This is a genomic window from Tenacibaculum sp. (assembly GCF_050290165.1).
Taxonomy (GTDB): Bacteria; Bacteroidota; Bacteroidia; order Flavobacteriales; family Flavobacteriaceae; genus Polaribacter.
The window spans coordinates 13,615-26,932 of sequence record NZ_JBNKHD010000006.1 but is presented as its reverse complement, the minus strand read 5'-3'; the positions used below and the strand labels follow the sequence as shown (position 1 = coordinate 26,932).

Below are 13,318 nucleotides of genomic sequence, written 5' to 3'. Positions count from 1 at the left end.
TAAAATAAATTATAAGCGTTCAGAATATCAAAAGCTTAAAGAATGAAAATCTTAGTTACAGGTACCACAGGTTATATTGGAAAACGATTAATTGTTAGGTTACTAGAAAGTAATCACCAGTTAGTTTGTTGTGTTCGTGATTTAGATAGAATTCCTGATGAATTTGAAAACAATTCTAATGTCACTTTTATAAAAATAGATTTTTTAGATATAGAAAATACTAGCTTTCCAAAAGATATCGATGTAGCATACTACTTAATTCATTCAATGTCTACCACATCTGAAGATTTTGAAAATTTAGAAGTTAAGTGTGCGCAAAACTTTAAAAGCCTAATAGAAGCTACTTTCTGTAAACAAGTTGTTTATTTAAGTGGAATTGTCAATGATAATTCATTGTCAAAACATCTTAAATCAAGATATGAGGTAGAAAAAAGATTACAATCAAAAGTATATGCTTTAACTACATTTAGAGCAGGAATTATAGTGGGTAGCGGAAGTGCTTCTTTTGAAATTATAAGAGACATTGTAGAAAAGCTTCCAGTAATGGTAACTCCTAAATGGCTAAAAACAAAAACACAACCTATTGCGGTTAGAGACGTATTAGCTTTTTTAGAAAATAGTTTAAAGGTTAAAGAAACTCACAATAATTCTTTTGATATCTGTGGTCCTGAAATATTAACCTATAAAGAAATGTTATTGCAGTTTGCTGAGGTAAGAGGTTTTAAAAGATATATTTACACACTTCCTGTTTTAACACCAAAGCTGTCTTCCTATTGGTTGTATTTTGTAACATCAACTTCTTTTAACTTGGCGCAAGCCCTAGTAGATAGTATGAAGGTTGAAGTAATCGCAAAACAGAGTGATGTAAATCAATTGTTAAATGTTCAACCAATATCTTATAAAGAGGCTGTGGCATTGGCTTTTCAAAAAATAGAGCAAAATGAAGTGATTTCTAGCTGGAAAGATGCAATGAGTAGTGGAGTGTTTCACGATCAGTTAGCTAAACATATTCAAATTCCACAATATGGATGTTTTAAAGATATAAGAGTAAAAACTGTACAGAATGAGGACTATACTTTAAATAAAATTTGGAGTATAGGAGGGAAAAATGGGTGGTATAAGTTCAATTCTTTATGGAAAATTAGGGGATATATAGATAAAGTTTTCGGAGGAGTTGGTTTAAGAAGAGGACGTAGGCATCCAACGGAATTAGAACCAGGTGACCCTTTGGATTTTTGGAGGGTGTTATTAGCAGATAAAAAGAACAAACGTTTGATTTTATTTGCAGAAATGAAGCTTCCAGGAGAAGCATGGTTAGAGTTTGCAATAGAAAAAGACAAGTTGTATCAAAGAGCGGTTTTTAGACCAAAAGGAATTTGGGGAAGAATGTATTGGTATGCTGTTTTACCTTTTCATGCATTTGTATTTAAAGGAATGATTAACCATCTAATAAAAGAGTAATTATGAAAACAATAGTTGTGATAGGGGGGAGTAGTGGTATTGGTAAAGCAATTGTCGATAAATTAAAAAACTCACATAATGTTATAAATATCAGTAGAACTGAACCTGAAAATCTTATTGGAATAAGGCATTATGCATGTGATGTTACCAAAGAACAACTTCCAGAATTGGGTGAAATCCATGGTTTGGTGTATTGTCCAGGAAGCATTAATCTTAAATCTTTTACAAGATTAAATATAGAAGCTTTTCAAGCTGACTTTGATGTCAATGTTCTAGGAGCGATTAAAACTTTAAAAGCTTACGAAAACTCATTAGCAAAAAATAATGGAAGTGTTGTATTGTTTAGTACGGTAGCTTCGTTTTTAGGGATGCCATTTCATGCAAGTATAGCAACAAGTAAATCGGCAATTGAGGGGCTTGTAAAATCTCTAGCAGCTGAGTATGCAACTAAAATTCGATTTAATGCGATTGCTCCTACTGTAACTGATACACCTTTGGCAGTTCGTTTGTTACGAAATGAAAAACAACAAGAAAGTATGCAAAACAGACATCCGTTAAAAAAATATTTAAAAGCAGAAGAAGTAGCAAGTTTAGCTAGTTATTTACTATCTAAAGAAGCATCAGCAATTACGGGGCAAATAATTCCTATGGATGCAGGAATTGTAAGCGTGAAAATCTAAATTAAAAGAACAATGTTTTTATGGTAGAGCACAGCAAAATCTAGTGATTTTAGTCTGTGAAGATGATGGGGATTATGAAATTAAATGCATACTTTTATACATATATCTAATAAATAAACAATAGTAATATTAATGAGAACACTTAAAATATTTTTGATAATGGCATTATTTAGTTTTTCAGGAAAAGCACAAACAGTTACTCCAAAAGAGTCGTTGTATGAAATTTCAATAAATGGGATTGATGGAGAAAATTTAGATCTTCACCAATTTAAAGGGAAAAAAATATTATTCGTAAATGTAGCCTCGAAATGCGGATTTACAAATCAATACGAAGGATTACAAGAATTGTACTCAAAGCACAAAGACAAGTTGGTTATAATAGGGTTGCCGTGTAATCAATTTGGAGCACAAGAACCAGGTACATTAAAAGAAATACAATCGTTTTGTAGTTTAAATTATGGGGTGGATTTTCCAATGACTGAGAAGATTGAAGTAAAAGGAGAAGGGCAACATCCGATATACCAATGGTTAACTAAAAAAGAGAAAAATGGGAAAATGGATTCTACAGTAAAATGGAATTTCCAAAAATATTTGGTTGATGAAGAAGGGAGGTTAATCGATGTGTTTTATTCGATTACAAAACCTACGAGTAAGAAAATTACCAAAGTATTATAGTGTAGATGATTCATTTTTATGAGCATTCAGGAATCTATACACTCGAAACGGAACAAGTACTTGGTATTCCGTTAAAACAAGCGTGGGATTTTTTTAGTTCTCCTGAAAACTTACAAAAAATAACTCCTCCTCATATGGGATTTCAAATCACTTCAAAAGTTGACAAGAAAGCATATGCAGGGCAAATTATAACGTATAAAGTAGGAGTTCTTCTGGGAGTTAAATCAAACTGGGTAACAGAAATTACTCAAGTAAAAAACAAAGAGTTTTTTATAGATGAACAACGTTTTGGTCCTTATAAAATGTGGCATCACGAACATTGGTTTGATGAATTGCCTGATGGTAAAACATTGATGAAAGATAAAATTTCATACAAAATACCTTTCGGTGTTTTAGGTCATTTAGCACAAACACTTTTTATAAAGAAACAATTGAAAACAATATTTGAGTATCGTTATCAAACACTAGAAAAGTTATTCAATAATGTCTAAAGTTACATTTTTTTGGTTTCGTCGTGATTTGCGGTTGGAGGACAATAAAGGTTTATTTGAAGCGCTACAATCAGGTAATAAAGTAATTCCAGTTTTTATTTTTGATGAAGAAATTTTAGATAAATTACCTAAAAATGATGCTAGGGTAACTTTTATATATCAAACCTTAAGAGAATTGGATGAAGCTTTAAAAAAAGCTTCATCTTCTTTACTTGTTAAAAAAGGAAAGCCACTTGAGGTTTGGAAAAAGCTTGTAGAAGAATATGCTGTCGAGGCTGTTTATACGAATAAAGATTATGAACCTTATGCAATTAAAAGGGATAGAGAAGTTGCAAGTTTTTTTAATTCAAAAGGGATACTATTTAAAGCTTTTAAAGATCAAGTAATTTTTGAGGAAAACGAAGTATTAAAAGCTGATAACAGTCCGTATACCGTTTTTACACCGTATAAAAATAAATGGTTGCAAAATTTTTCAAAAGAAAAAGATACGCAAGAGTTTGCAATAAACTTTGATAGTTTTTATCCATTTTCTACGGAATTTCCTTTATTAACTTCCATAGGTTTTGAAAAGAGTGCTATTAGAGTGAAACCTTACAACTTGTCTAATTTAGAAGTGTATGATGAGGTGAGAGATTTTCCTTCTCAAGATAAAACATCGTATCTGTCTCCTTATTTACGATTTGGGTTGGTGAGTGCTCGAAAAATGGTTCGTTATGCTCTAAAAACTAATAAAACTTTTTTAAGTGAATTGATTTGGCGCGAGTTTTTTATGCAAATTTTATATCATTTTCCTAAGGTAGTTACTCAGAACTTCAAGCAAAAATATGATGCTGTACCTTGGAGAAATAACGAAGAGGAATTTCAAAAATGGTGTGAAGGAAAAACAGGATATCCAATGGTAGATGCTGGAATGCGTGAATTGAACGAAACAGGATATATGCATAACAGAGTAAGAATGATAACAGCAGGCTTTTTATGCAAGCATTTATTGATTGATTGGCGCTGGGGTGAAGCCTATTTTGCCGAAAAATTATTGGATTATGATTTGTCAGCAAATAATGGAAATTGGCAGTGGGCAGCCGGTACAGGTTGCGATGCTGCTCCGTATTTTAGAGTGTTTAATCCAACAGAACAACTCAAAAAGTTTGATAAAGACTTACGGTATGTGAAAAAATGGGTGAAAGATTTTGATGAATTAACCTATCCACAACCCATGGTAGAGCATAAGTTTGCTAGAGAACGTGCGATAGATACTTATAAAAAAGCATTACAATAAAAAAGGTTCAGAAAACTCTGAACCTTTTTAGTATGTATTAAGCGATATAATCTTTTGCTCTTTCTAATGCTTTCGGAATTCCTCCAGGGTTTTTACCACCAGCGGTAGCAAAGAAGTTTTGTCCACCACCACCACCATGGATTAATTTTCCTAACTCTCTAACTACTTTTCCAGCATCGTAACCTTTTTCGTTGGCTAAATCTTTAGAAATGTAACAAGTTAGCATAGCTTTGTCTGTGGAAGGAGCAGTAGCAAATAACAAGAATAAGTTGTTAATTTCTCCTCCTAACTCAAACATTAAGTCTTTAATGCTATTTGGGTCTAAATCTACTTTTGTTGCTAAAAACTGAACTCCATTTACCTCTTGTAACTGGTTTTTCAGATCACCTTTCATGTTTTTAGCCTTATCTTTTAGTAATTGCTCAATCTGCTTTTTTAAAGCTACATTTTCATCTTGTAAGCTACTAACAGATTTTGCTAAATCTTTAGGATTCTTTAATAACTGATTTACAGCATCGTAATTGCGTTCAACATCTTCAAAGTACTCTCCAACAGCAACATTGGTAATTGCTTCAATACGACGAATACCTGCGGCAACAGCTCCTTCAGATTTAATTTTAAAATACCAAATATCTCCCGTTTGAGGTACGTGAGTTCCCCCACATAATTCCATAGATTGTCCAAAACGAATGGCACGAACACTGTCTCCGTATTTTTCACCAAATAAAGCAATAGCACCTTCGTCGATAGCTTGCTGCATTGGAATGTTACGTTTTTCTTCTAAAGGAAGATTCTCTCTAATACGAGCGTTTACAAACTCTTCTATTTCTTGTAGTTGGTCTTTGTCAACTTTTGAAAAATGAGAGAAGTCAAAACGCAAATAATCAGGACTTACTAAAGAACCTTTTTGTTCTACATGTTCACCTAATATAGTTCGTAATGCTTGGTGTAATAAGTGAGTAGCAGAGTGGTTACTAGCAGATAAACGTCTGTACTCATCATTTACAACAGCTTTAAACGTGTCGTTTAAGTTTTTTGGTAAATTTTTTGTGAAGTGAATAATTACATTATTCTCTTTTTTGGTATCAATTACATAGATCACATCTCCATTAGGAGTTTCTATATATCCTTGATCACCAACTTGTCCACCTCCTTCTGGATAGAAAGGAGTCATGTTGAATACCAATTGGTATTGATCACCATCTTTCTTAGTGGTAACTTTTCTATATCTCGTTAATCGAACATCAACACTTAAAGTGTCGTATCCAACAAATTCTTCAACCTCATCTTCTAATAAAATAACCCAATCAGAGGTTTCACTTGCAGATGCTGCACGCGAACGGTCTTTTTGAGCTTTCATTCCAAGGTTGAACTCCTCTTCGTTAATTTCGTATCCTTTTTCGCGAGCAATTAACTGTGTTAAGTCTAATGGGAAACCATAAGTGTCATACAGTTCAAAAGCTTTAGCACCTGAGACTGTTTTACCTGAAGTCTCTTCAATAACTTTATCTAATAATAATAAACCTTGATCTAACGTACGTAAGAAAGAAGCTTCTTCTTCTTTAATTACATTGTGAACTAGGCTGTCTTGTTTTCTAATTTCAGGAAAAGCATTCCCCATTTGATGTGCTAAGGTTTCTGCTAATTTGTAGATAAAAGGCTCTTTCTTATCTAAGAAAGTAAAAGCATAGCGAATAGCACGACGTAAAATTCTACGGATTACATATCCAGCACTGTTATTACTTGGTAATTGTCCGTCGGCAATAGCGAAAGCAACCGCACGAACGTGGTCGGCAATTACACGAATAGCAATATCAACTTTTTCGTCTTTACCGTATTCAGCACCAGTAATTGTTTCAATTTCTCTAATTAATGGAGTAAAAACATCGGTATCGTAGTTAGATTGAACTCCTTGTAATACCATACACAAACGCTCAAATCCCATTCCTGTATCGATATGTTTCGCAGGAAGTTCTACTAAAGATCCATCAGCCTTACGGTTGAACTGCATGAAAACCAAGTTCCAGATTTCAACAACTTGAGGATGATCTTCATTTACTAACGATTTACCATCAATTTTTGCTTTTTCTTCTGCTGAACGAATATCTACATGGATTTCTGAACATGGACCACAAGGACCTTGCTCTCCCATTTCCCAGAAATTATCTTTTTTATTCCCCATTAAGATACGATCTTCAGAAATGTATTGTTTCCAAATATCATATGCTTCTTGATCCATTTTTGTACCGTCTTTCTCATCTCCTTCAAAAACGGTTACATATAAAATATCTTTATCTATTTTATAAACTTCGGTCAATAATTCCCAAGCCCAAGCAATAGCTTCTTTCTTAAAGTAATCACCAAAACTCCAGTTACCTAGCATTTCAAACATGGTATGGTGGTAGGTATCGTAACCAACTTCTTCCAAGTCGTTGTGTTTACCTGAAACACGTAAACATTTTTGAGAGTCGGCTATTCGGTTATTTTTTGGGGTAGCATTCCCTAAAAAATACTCTTTAAAAGGTGCCATACCAGAGTTGGTAAACATTAAAGTAGGGTCGTTCTTTAACACCATTGGTGCAGACGGAACAATATCATGTTGTTTTGATTTAAAAAAATCTAAAAATTTAGCTCTAATATCTTGAGATTTCATACAACTCTAGGTATCTGGTTTTTTGTTAAAATATGTTTAAAAAACTACTTGCAAAAAGAAGTTTTAAAAGATTTTGTAAATTTGTGAGTTTCCAAATTGTACATCCCCTTAAGGATGTTGAATTTAAAAAGCACAAAAATAGTACATTTAGCATTATGGCAAAAGTAAAATATTATTACGACCCAGAGACTTTATCCTATCGAAAGATAGAAGCAAAAAGAGGTGAAAAGTATAAGAAAACTTTTTTGGGGCTATTAAGTGTTTTATTAATTGCCTTTTTTGGTTTTATAGGGTTTAGTCAATTTTTGATGTCTCCTAAAGAGCGAACTCAAAAAAGAGAACTAGAAAATTTAAAACTTCATTACGAATTACTTTCTAAAAAGATGGAAGAGAGCTCTGAAATCTTAGCAGAGTTACAGGAAAGAGATAATAATATTTACAGAACTTATTTTGAAGCTAGCCCTATACCAGAAGAACAACGAAAAGCTGGTTTTGGAGGGGTAAATAGATATAAGCATTTAGATGGTTTTGATAACAGTGGGATGATAAAAAATGTAACTAAAGAGTTAGATATTTTATCAAAACAAATGGTGGTACAATCTAAATCGTTAGACGAAATAGTAGAGTTAGCAAAGGCTAAAGAAAAAATGTTAGCTTCAATACCAGCTATTCAACCTGTGAAAAATGAGGACTTAAAAAGAATGGCTTCTGGTTATGGTATGCGTTTACACCCTATTTTAAAATCTTGGAGAATGCATAACGGAATGGACTTTACCTCACCAACAGGTACACCAATTTTTGCTTCAGGAAATGGAATTATAAAAAAAGCACATCGTAGTTCTACCTTTGGTAATGTAGTATATGTAGATCATGGTTATGGCTATGAAACTATTTATGCACACATGAGTAAAATACTTGCTAAAAGAGGGCAAAAAGTAAAGAGAGGTGATTTATTAGGGTATGTAGGGAATACCGGGCGTTCTGCAGCACCGCACTTACATTATGAGGTGCACAAAAATGGTAGACCAGTAAATCCTATTTACTATTATTATGGAGACTTAACTCCTGAAGAATTTATAGCTATGCAAAAAGCTTCACAACAAAAAGGTCAATCGTATGATTAGATTTTATAGCGCTATGAAAAAATGCATATAGACTTACCTGATAAACGATACTATAAGATAGGAGAAGTAGCCAAAGCTTTTGGGGTTAACAGTTCTCTAATTCGATTTTGGGATAAAGAGTTTGAAATCATCAATCCTAAAAAGAATGCAAAAGGAGACCGTTTGTTTACAAAAGAGGATGTAAATAATTTTAAAATTATTTATAACCTAGTAAAAGAAAGAGGTTTTACTTTGGAAGGAGCAAAGCAGAGGCTAAAGAAAAACCCAGAAAAAGTCGTAAACAACCAAGAAATTATTAGTAGATTAGAAGCAGTGAAAGCTGAATTAATAAAAATTAAAAATCAATTATAATCACAAAAAACAAAAATTATGAAAAAATGGTTAGTGCCTTTAATTGTCATAGGAGTTCTAGTATTTGGAATTTATAGATGGGCTGTTGGGTTTAATAATACTGCTGTTAGTTTAAATGAAAATATTTCTGAAGCTTGGGGTAATGTAGAAACAGCATATCAAAGAAGAAGTGACTTAATTGGTAATTTAGTAAAGACCGTGCAAGGTGCTGCTGATTTTGAAAAAAGTACTTTAACAGAGGTAATAAATGCGAGAGCAAAAGCAACTTCTATAAATATAGATCCAACTAAAGTAACTCCAGAGCAATTAGCTGAGTTTAACAAAGTTCAAGGAGGTTTAAGCGGAGCATTAAAAAGTTTATTAGTGACTGTAGAACGTTACCCTGATTTGAAGGCAAATCAGAATTTTTTAAAGTTGCAAGATGAGTTAGCAAGTACAGAAAATCAAATTCTTACTGCTAGAACCCGTTTTAATGAAGCAACAAAGCCATATAATAAACATGTAAAAGTGTTTCCAAACTCTATTCTTGCTGGGTGGTTTGGTTTTGAAGGAAAACCATATTTCCAAGCTGAAGAAGGAGCAGATAAAAAGCCAGATGTAAATTTTGATTTCAAAAACTAATAATAGATGTCTAACGTAGATGATTTTCTTACGCGTAAAGAAGAAGAGGAAATCGTTCTAGCTATTAGACAAGCAGAACGAAATACTTCTGGTGAAATTCGTGTACATATTGAGAAAACCACTGCCATTTCTCATTATGATAGAGCACTAGAAGTATTTCAAATGCTTAAAATGTTTAATACCCAGCAGCGAAATGGCGTTTTGCTTTACATTGCAGTTGATGACCATAAGTTTGTAATTTATGGAGATGAAGGTATTAATAAAGTTGTTCCTACAAACTTTTGGGAAACAACCAAGGATATTATACAAGAACAATTCCAGCAGAGAAATTTTAAAGAAGGTATTATCAAAGGTATCTTAAAAGCAGGAGAGGAGTTAAGGTCTCATTTTCCTTGGACTATTGATAATGAAGATGAGTTGAGTAACGAAATTTCAAAAGGATAAGATGAGAAGGACTGTACGTTGTTTAAGAAAAATGATTCTATTCACAATCTTATTTGTAGTAGAATTAGGCTATAGTCAGTTTGTCATTGCTGAAAAACCTGAATTTATTCCTCCCGTAATTGATAGTATTCAATTGTTAGGGAAAAATCAATACGAAAAACTATATAATAAGTTAAGGACTTATAGTGATTCTACTTCAACAGAAATAGCTGTAGCAATTGTCTCTTCAACAAAAGGTGAAAGTATAGGTATACTAGCACCTCGTTGGGCTCATAAATGGGGAATTGGTCAAGAAAAAGAAGATAATGGAGTTTTTATTTTATTAGCTAAGGATGACCGTAAAATATGGATAGCACCAGGGTATGGTGTTGAGCATAAGCTAACAGCCGGAATTGTTGGGGAATTGACCAGGAATATTATAATTCCTGAGTTTAAAAGAGGAGATTATTATTCAGGTTTAGATAAGGGGACAGATGCTATTTTTCAAATTTTAAAAGGAGAATATAAAGGCACCCGAAAAGAAACAAAAAAAACAAACTTTGGATTTATTATCTTTATCATAATTTTAATTGTGTTTTTCATTATTATTTCTAGTGGAAATAGAGGTAACCGAGGAGGAGGAAGAAGGTATAGAAAAACTGATGCTGTAAGAGACATAATTGACACCATTATTTTAAGCAACGCAGGAAGAGGTGGTTTTGGTGGAGGAAGCTTTGGTGGTGGATCGTCAGGAGGCTTCGGTGGTTTTGGTGGCGGTGGCGGTTTCAGCGGAGGTGGAGCTGGAGGTAGTTGGTAAACACCTTCATTTATTTGGTAAAGGTTAGTTAACGTTAAAGCAAAGTTGAAATAGTACTTATGCTGAAAAATAAATTACCCTTACTAATGAAAACTAATATTAAAAGAAGAAACTTTTTAAGAAACTCATTATTAGCAACTGGAGGTATACTTTTAGTACCTAATTTTATCAGTTGTAAAGATGATGATATCGATGAATTACCTATCCCAGAAAACTTAGTAGAGAAAAACTTTGTGCAAGGAGTTGCTAGTTTTGATCCAACTAATTCACAAGTTATCATTTGGACACGTTATACTACAAACAATACTTCTGCAACCTTAGTTTGGCAAATAGCCAAAGACAAAAACTTCAAAGATGTTATTCGTCAAGCAGAAGTAGCTACAGATGCTTCAAGAGATTTTACAGTAGCTGTTGAAATTAAAGATTTAGAAGCAGGGCAAAAACTATACTACCGTTTTGTAAATGTTAAAGACAAAGCAACATCACCAGTAGGAGAAACATTAACGTTTAACGAGTCAATTAGCGAAGTAAAATTAGCAGTAGCGTCTTGTGCAAATTTTGCATATGGGTATTTTAACGTGTATGAAGAAATTAAAAAGTCAGATGCGGATGTTGTTATTCATCTAGGAGATTATATCTATGAATATGGTGAAAACTCTTATGGTTCGTTTAGAACACCTGAACCAAAAGGTGAAATCATTTCATTAGAAGATTATCGTACCCGTTATCGTCAATACCGTTCAGATGAACAATTAAAGGAGTTGCACAGAACTAAACCTTTTATTAGTGTTTGGGACGATCATGAAGTTGCAAATGACACCTATAAAGATGGTGCTGAAAACCATCAAGAGGGTGAAGGAAGTTTTACTGCTAGAAAGCAAGGTGCATTAAAAGCATATAGCGAGTATTTACCTAATATGACCAATCTTGTTGATAATTCTATTATCTATAGAAATTTAAAAATTGGGAATTTAGCAGACTTAATTATGTTAGATACTCGTATTATAGGAAGAGACAAACAATTAGAGTATTCAGAGTTTTATAATACAAGAGGGGAGTTTGATTCAGAAGCTTTTCAACAAGCATGGTTAAATCCACAACGTACACTTTTAGGAGCTACACAGTTAGGATGGTTAGAAAGTGAGTTGGCTGCAAGTAACGGTAAATGGCAAATTATAGGGCAGCAAGTTTTAATGGGGAAAATGTTAATACCTGCTGAACTATTAACACTTTTAGCAAAACTATTAGCAGAAGTGTCAAGTACAGGGTCTGCAAGTGAAGAAACGTATCTTTTATTTAAAACTTCTATAACAGAATTAGTAACAATTAAGGCAAGAATGCTGCAAAATGATCCGACTTTAACTGAAGAAGAACTAACTAGAGTAAAAACAGTTTTACCTTATAATTTAGATGCTTGGGACGGATATTTTATGGAAAGAGAGCGGGTTTTAGAAAGTTTTAAAAATAAAAATGTAGTAGTATTGGCTGGCGATACTCATAATGCATGGTATAGTAATTTAACGAATAACTCTGGTGAAAAGGTTGGAGTAGAAGTAGCTACAAGTTCAGTGTCTTCTCCTGGTTTAGAAAAATACTTAGGGGCTTCAGCAGTAGAATTAGAAGAAGCACTAAAGTTGTTAATAGATGATTTGCAATATGGAAACCTTTCTCAAAGAGGATTTATGGAATTGACAGTTACCTCAGATTCAATAAAAACAGATTGGAATTTTGTAGATACGGTAACAAGTAAAGAGTATATAAATAACATAGGAAAAACAGTTACCTTATAAAAGTAATTTCTATTGAGTAAAAATAAAAAGCTACTGAATATTCGGTAGCTTTTTTCGTTATCATAATTCACTATTTTTACATAGCACAGAAAATTATTCTTTATGCGAAAACTATTTTTATTACTACTAATAGGAGGCTTTCTTAATTGTACTCATTATGGCAAGTTAAAGTTACTGTCTTATTTACCTAATAACTTAAGAGAGGTTTCAGGAGTACAAGTAATCCCAGATTCGAATGGGCTGTGGATGATAAACGATAGTGGAAATGAACCTGAGTTATATGAGGTGTCTTTAAAAGGAGAGATTCAAAATATACTAGCTGTACAAGCTAAAAATCACGATTGGGAGGCTGTAACTTCTGATGAAGAAGGAAATTTATATATAGCTGATTTCGGAAATAATAATAACAAGCGTAAAAACTTAGTGATTCTTAAAATAAAGAAGCAAGAATTATTGGAGGAAGATGCAATTGAAGTAGAGAAAATAAAGTTTTCATATCCTAACCAAACTAAATATCCGCCTAAAAAAAAAGAGCGATTTTTTGATGCAGAGTCTTTGCTTTATAAAGACGGATTTTTATATGTTTTTACCAAAAGCAGAGTACATAATAACTATGGAAAAACAGTATTGTATAGAATACCTTCTTCAAAAGGTAATTATACTGCTGAATATATATCCGAAATGGAACACTGTAGTGATGTGAATTGTTCAATAACAGATGCAACGATTTCTCCTGATAGAAAAAAAATAGCCTTGTTAACACACCAATCTGTATTAGTGTTTACCAATTTTCAAGAAGATGATTTCCTTAGTGGAGATATGGAAAATTATTCTTTTGACCATATTTCTCAAAAAGAAGGAATCACTTTTAAAGACAATTCAACTTTATACATTACCGATGAAGCTTCAAAAATGATGAGTGCTAGATTGTATGAATTCTCATTAAAGAAATAAGG

General features: G+C 32.9%; 13 protein-coding genes. 12 read left to right on the top strand and 1 reads right to left on the bottom strand.

All coding sequences use genetic code 11. From position 1 onward, the window contains the following. Positions 1 to 42 precede the first annotated feature (42 nt). The 5 genes from ACQY6M_RS06935 to ACQY6M_RS06915 all read left to right on the top strand — a co-directional run bounded on the left by ACQY6M_RS06935 (position 43) and on the right by ACQY6M_RS06915 (position 4,583). Positions 43 to 1,461 (top strand): SDR family oxidoreductase, encoded by a 1,419-nt coding sequence (locus ACQY6M_RS06935; protein WP_428742570.1) that lies wholly within the window; start codon positions 43 to 45, stop codon positions 1,459 to 1,461. 2 nt (positions 1,462 to 1,463) lie between these two features. Next, on the top strand, positions 1,464 to 2,141 hold the full coding sequence (locus tag ACQY6M_RS06930; RefSeq protein WP_428742569.1) for an SDR family NAD(P)-dependent oxidoreductase: 678 nt from the start codon (positions 1,464 to 1,466) through the stop codon (positions 2,139 to 2,141). A 159-nt stretch (positions 2,142 to 2,300) separates the two neighbouring features. Further along, positions 2,301 to 2,816 (top strand): glutathione peroxidase, encoded by a 516-nt coding sequence (locus ACQY6M_RS06925; protein ID WP_428742568.1) that lies wholly within the window; start codon positions 2,301 to 2,303, stop codon positions 2,814 to 2,816. 5 nt (positions 2,817 to 2,821) lie between these two features. Next, complete coding sequence (locus tag ACQY6M_RS06920; protein WP_428742567.1) at positions 2,822 to 3,307, top strand: SRPBCC family protein; 486 nt, start codon at positions 2,822 to 2,824, stop codon at positions 3,305 to 3,307. Further along, on the top strand, positions 3,300 to 4,583 hold the full coding sequence (locus ACQY6M_RS06915; RefSeq protein ID WP_428742566.1) for a cryptochrome/photolyase family protein: 1,284 nt from the start codon (positions 3,300 to 3,302) through the stop codon (positions 4,581 to 4,583). Before ACQY6M_RS06920 ends, ACQY6M_RS06915 begins: the two co-directional genes overlap by 8 nt. 37 nt (positions 4,584 to 4,620) lie before the next feature. Here the strand turns inward: ACQY6M_RS06915 and alaS are convergent, their stop codons facing one another. Further along, entirely contained in the window at positions 4,621 to 7,236 is a 2,616-nt protein-coding gene (gene alaS, locus ACQY6M_RS06910) for an alanine--tRNA ligase (protein ID WP_428742565.1), read from the bottom strand. A 155-nt stretch (positions 7,237 to 7,391) separates the two neighbouring features. On the opposite strand from alaS, the gene ACQY6M_RS06905 reads away from it, so the two are divergent. The 7 genes from ACQY6M_RS06905 to ACQY6M_RS06875 all read left to right on the top strand — a co-directional run bounded on the left by ACQY6M_RS06905 (position 7,392) and on the right by ACQY6M_RS06875 (position 13,316). Continuing rightward, complete coding sequence (locus ACQY6M_RS06905; protein WP_428742564.1) at positions 7,392 to 8,360, top strand: M23 family metallopeptidase; 969 nt, start codon at positions 7,392 to 7,394, stop codon at positions 8,358 to 8,360. 21 nt (positions 8,361 to 8,381) lie between these two features. Beyond that, positions 8,382 to 8,711, top strand: a complete 330-nt coding sequence (locus ACQY6M_RS06900) for a MerR family transcriptional regulator (protein WP_428742563.1) — start codon at positions 8,382 to 8,384, stop codon at positions 8,709 to 8,711. 18 nt (positions 8,712 to 8,729) lie between these two features. Next, positions 8,730 to 9,332 carry a LemA family protein gene (locus tag ACQY6M_RS06895; protein ID WP_428742562.1) on the top strand — a complete coding sequence of 201 codons (603 nt, stop codon included), beginning with the start codon at positions 8,730 to 8,732 and terminating at the stop codon, positions 9,330 to 9,332. 6 nt (positions 9,333 to 9,338) lie between these two features. Beyond that, a complete protein-coding gene (locus tag ACQY6M_RS06890; RefSeq protein WP_428742561.1) occupies positions 9,339 to 9,776 on the top strand; it encodes a TPM domain-containing protein in 438 nt (145 codons plus the stop codon). 1 nt (position 9,777) lies between these two features. After that, positions 9,778 to 10,572, top strand: a complete 795-nt coding sequence (locus ACQY6M_RS06885; RefSeq protein WP_428744935.1) for a TPM domain-containing protein — start codon at positions 9,778 to 9,780, stop codon at positions 10,570 to 10,572. Between the two features lie 86 nt (positions 10,573 to 10,658). Further along, positions 10,659 to 12,362, top strand: coding sequence for an alkaline phosphatase D family protein (locus ACQY6M_RS06880; RefSeq protein ID WP_428742559.1), 1,704 nt, complete (start codon positions 10,659 to 10,661; stop codon positions 12,360 to 12,362). Between the two features lie 102 nt (positions 12,363 to 12,464). After that, entirely contained in the window at positions 12,465 to 13,316 is an 852-nt protein-coding gene (locus ACQY6M_RS06875) for a hypothetical protein (RefSeq protein WP_428742558.1), read from the top strand. The last annotated feature ends 2 nt before the right edge of the window (positions 13,317 to 13,318 follow it).

Excerpts from the sequence above, each read along its gene's own strand:
- ACQY6M_RS06915 (WP_428742566.1), top strand. The coding sequence starts at position 3,300 with ATGTCTAAAGTTACATTTTTTTGGTTTCGTCGTGATTTGCGGTTGGAG.
- ACQY6M_RS06895 (WP_428742562.1), top strand. The coding sequence starts at position 8,730 with ATGAAAAAATGGTTAGTGCCTTTAATTGTCATAGGAGTTCTAGTATTT.
- ACQY6M_RS06935 (WP_428742570.1), top strand. The coding sequence starts at position 43 with ATGAAAATCTTAGTTACAGGTACCACAGGTTATATTGGAAAACGATTA.
- ACQY6M_RS06900 (WP_428742563.1), top strand. The coding sequence starts at position 8,382 with ATGCATATAGACTTACCTGATAAACGATACTATAAGATAGGAGAAGTA.
- ACQY6M_RS06885 (WP_428744935.1), top strand. The coding sequence starts at position 9,778 with ATGAGAAGGACTGTACGTTGTTTAAGAAAAATGATTCTATTCACAATC.
- ACQY6M_RS06880 (WP_428742559.1), top strand. The coding sequence starts at position 10,659 with ATGAAAACTAATATTAAAAGAAGAAACTTTTTAAGAAACTCATTATTA.
- ACQY6M_RS06905 (WP_428742564.1), top strand. The coding sequence starts at position 7,392 with ATGGCAAAAGTAAAATATTATTACGACCCAGAGACTTTATCCTATCGA.
- ACQY6M_RS06920 (WP_428742567.1), top strand. The coding sequence starts at position 2,822 with ATGATTCATTTTTATGAGCATTCAGGAATCTATACACTCGAAACGGAA.
- alaS (WP_428742565.1), bottom strand. The coding sequence starts at position 7,236 with ATGAAATCTCAAGATATTAGAGCTAAATTTTTAGATTTTTTTAAATCA.
- ACQY6M_RS06875 (WP_428742558.1), top strand. The coding sequence starts at position 12,465 with ATGCGAAAACTATTTTTATTACTACTAATAGGAGGCTTTCTTAATTGT.
- ACQY6M_RS06925 (WP_428742568.1), top strand. The coding sequence starts at position 2,301 with ATGGCATTATTTAGTTTTTCAGGAAAAGCACAAACAGTTACTCCAAAA.
- ACQY6M_RS06890 (WP_428742561.1), top strand. The coding sequence starts at position 9,339 with ATGTCTAACGTAGATGATTTTCTTACGCGTAAAGAAGAAGAGGAAATC.
- ACQY6M_RS06930 (WP_428742569.1), top strand. The coding sequence starts at position 1,464 with ATGAAAACAATAGTTGTGATAGGGGGGAGTAGTGGTATTGGTAAAGCA.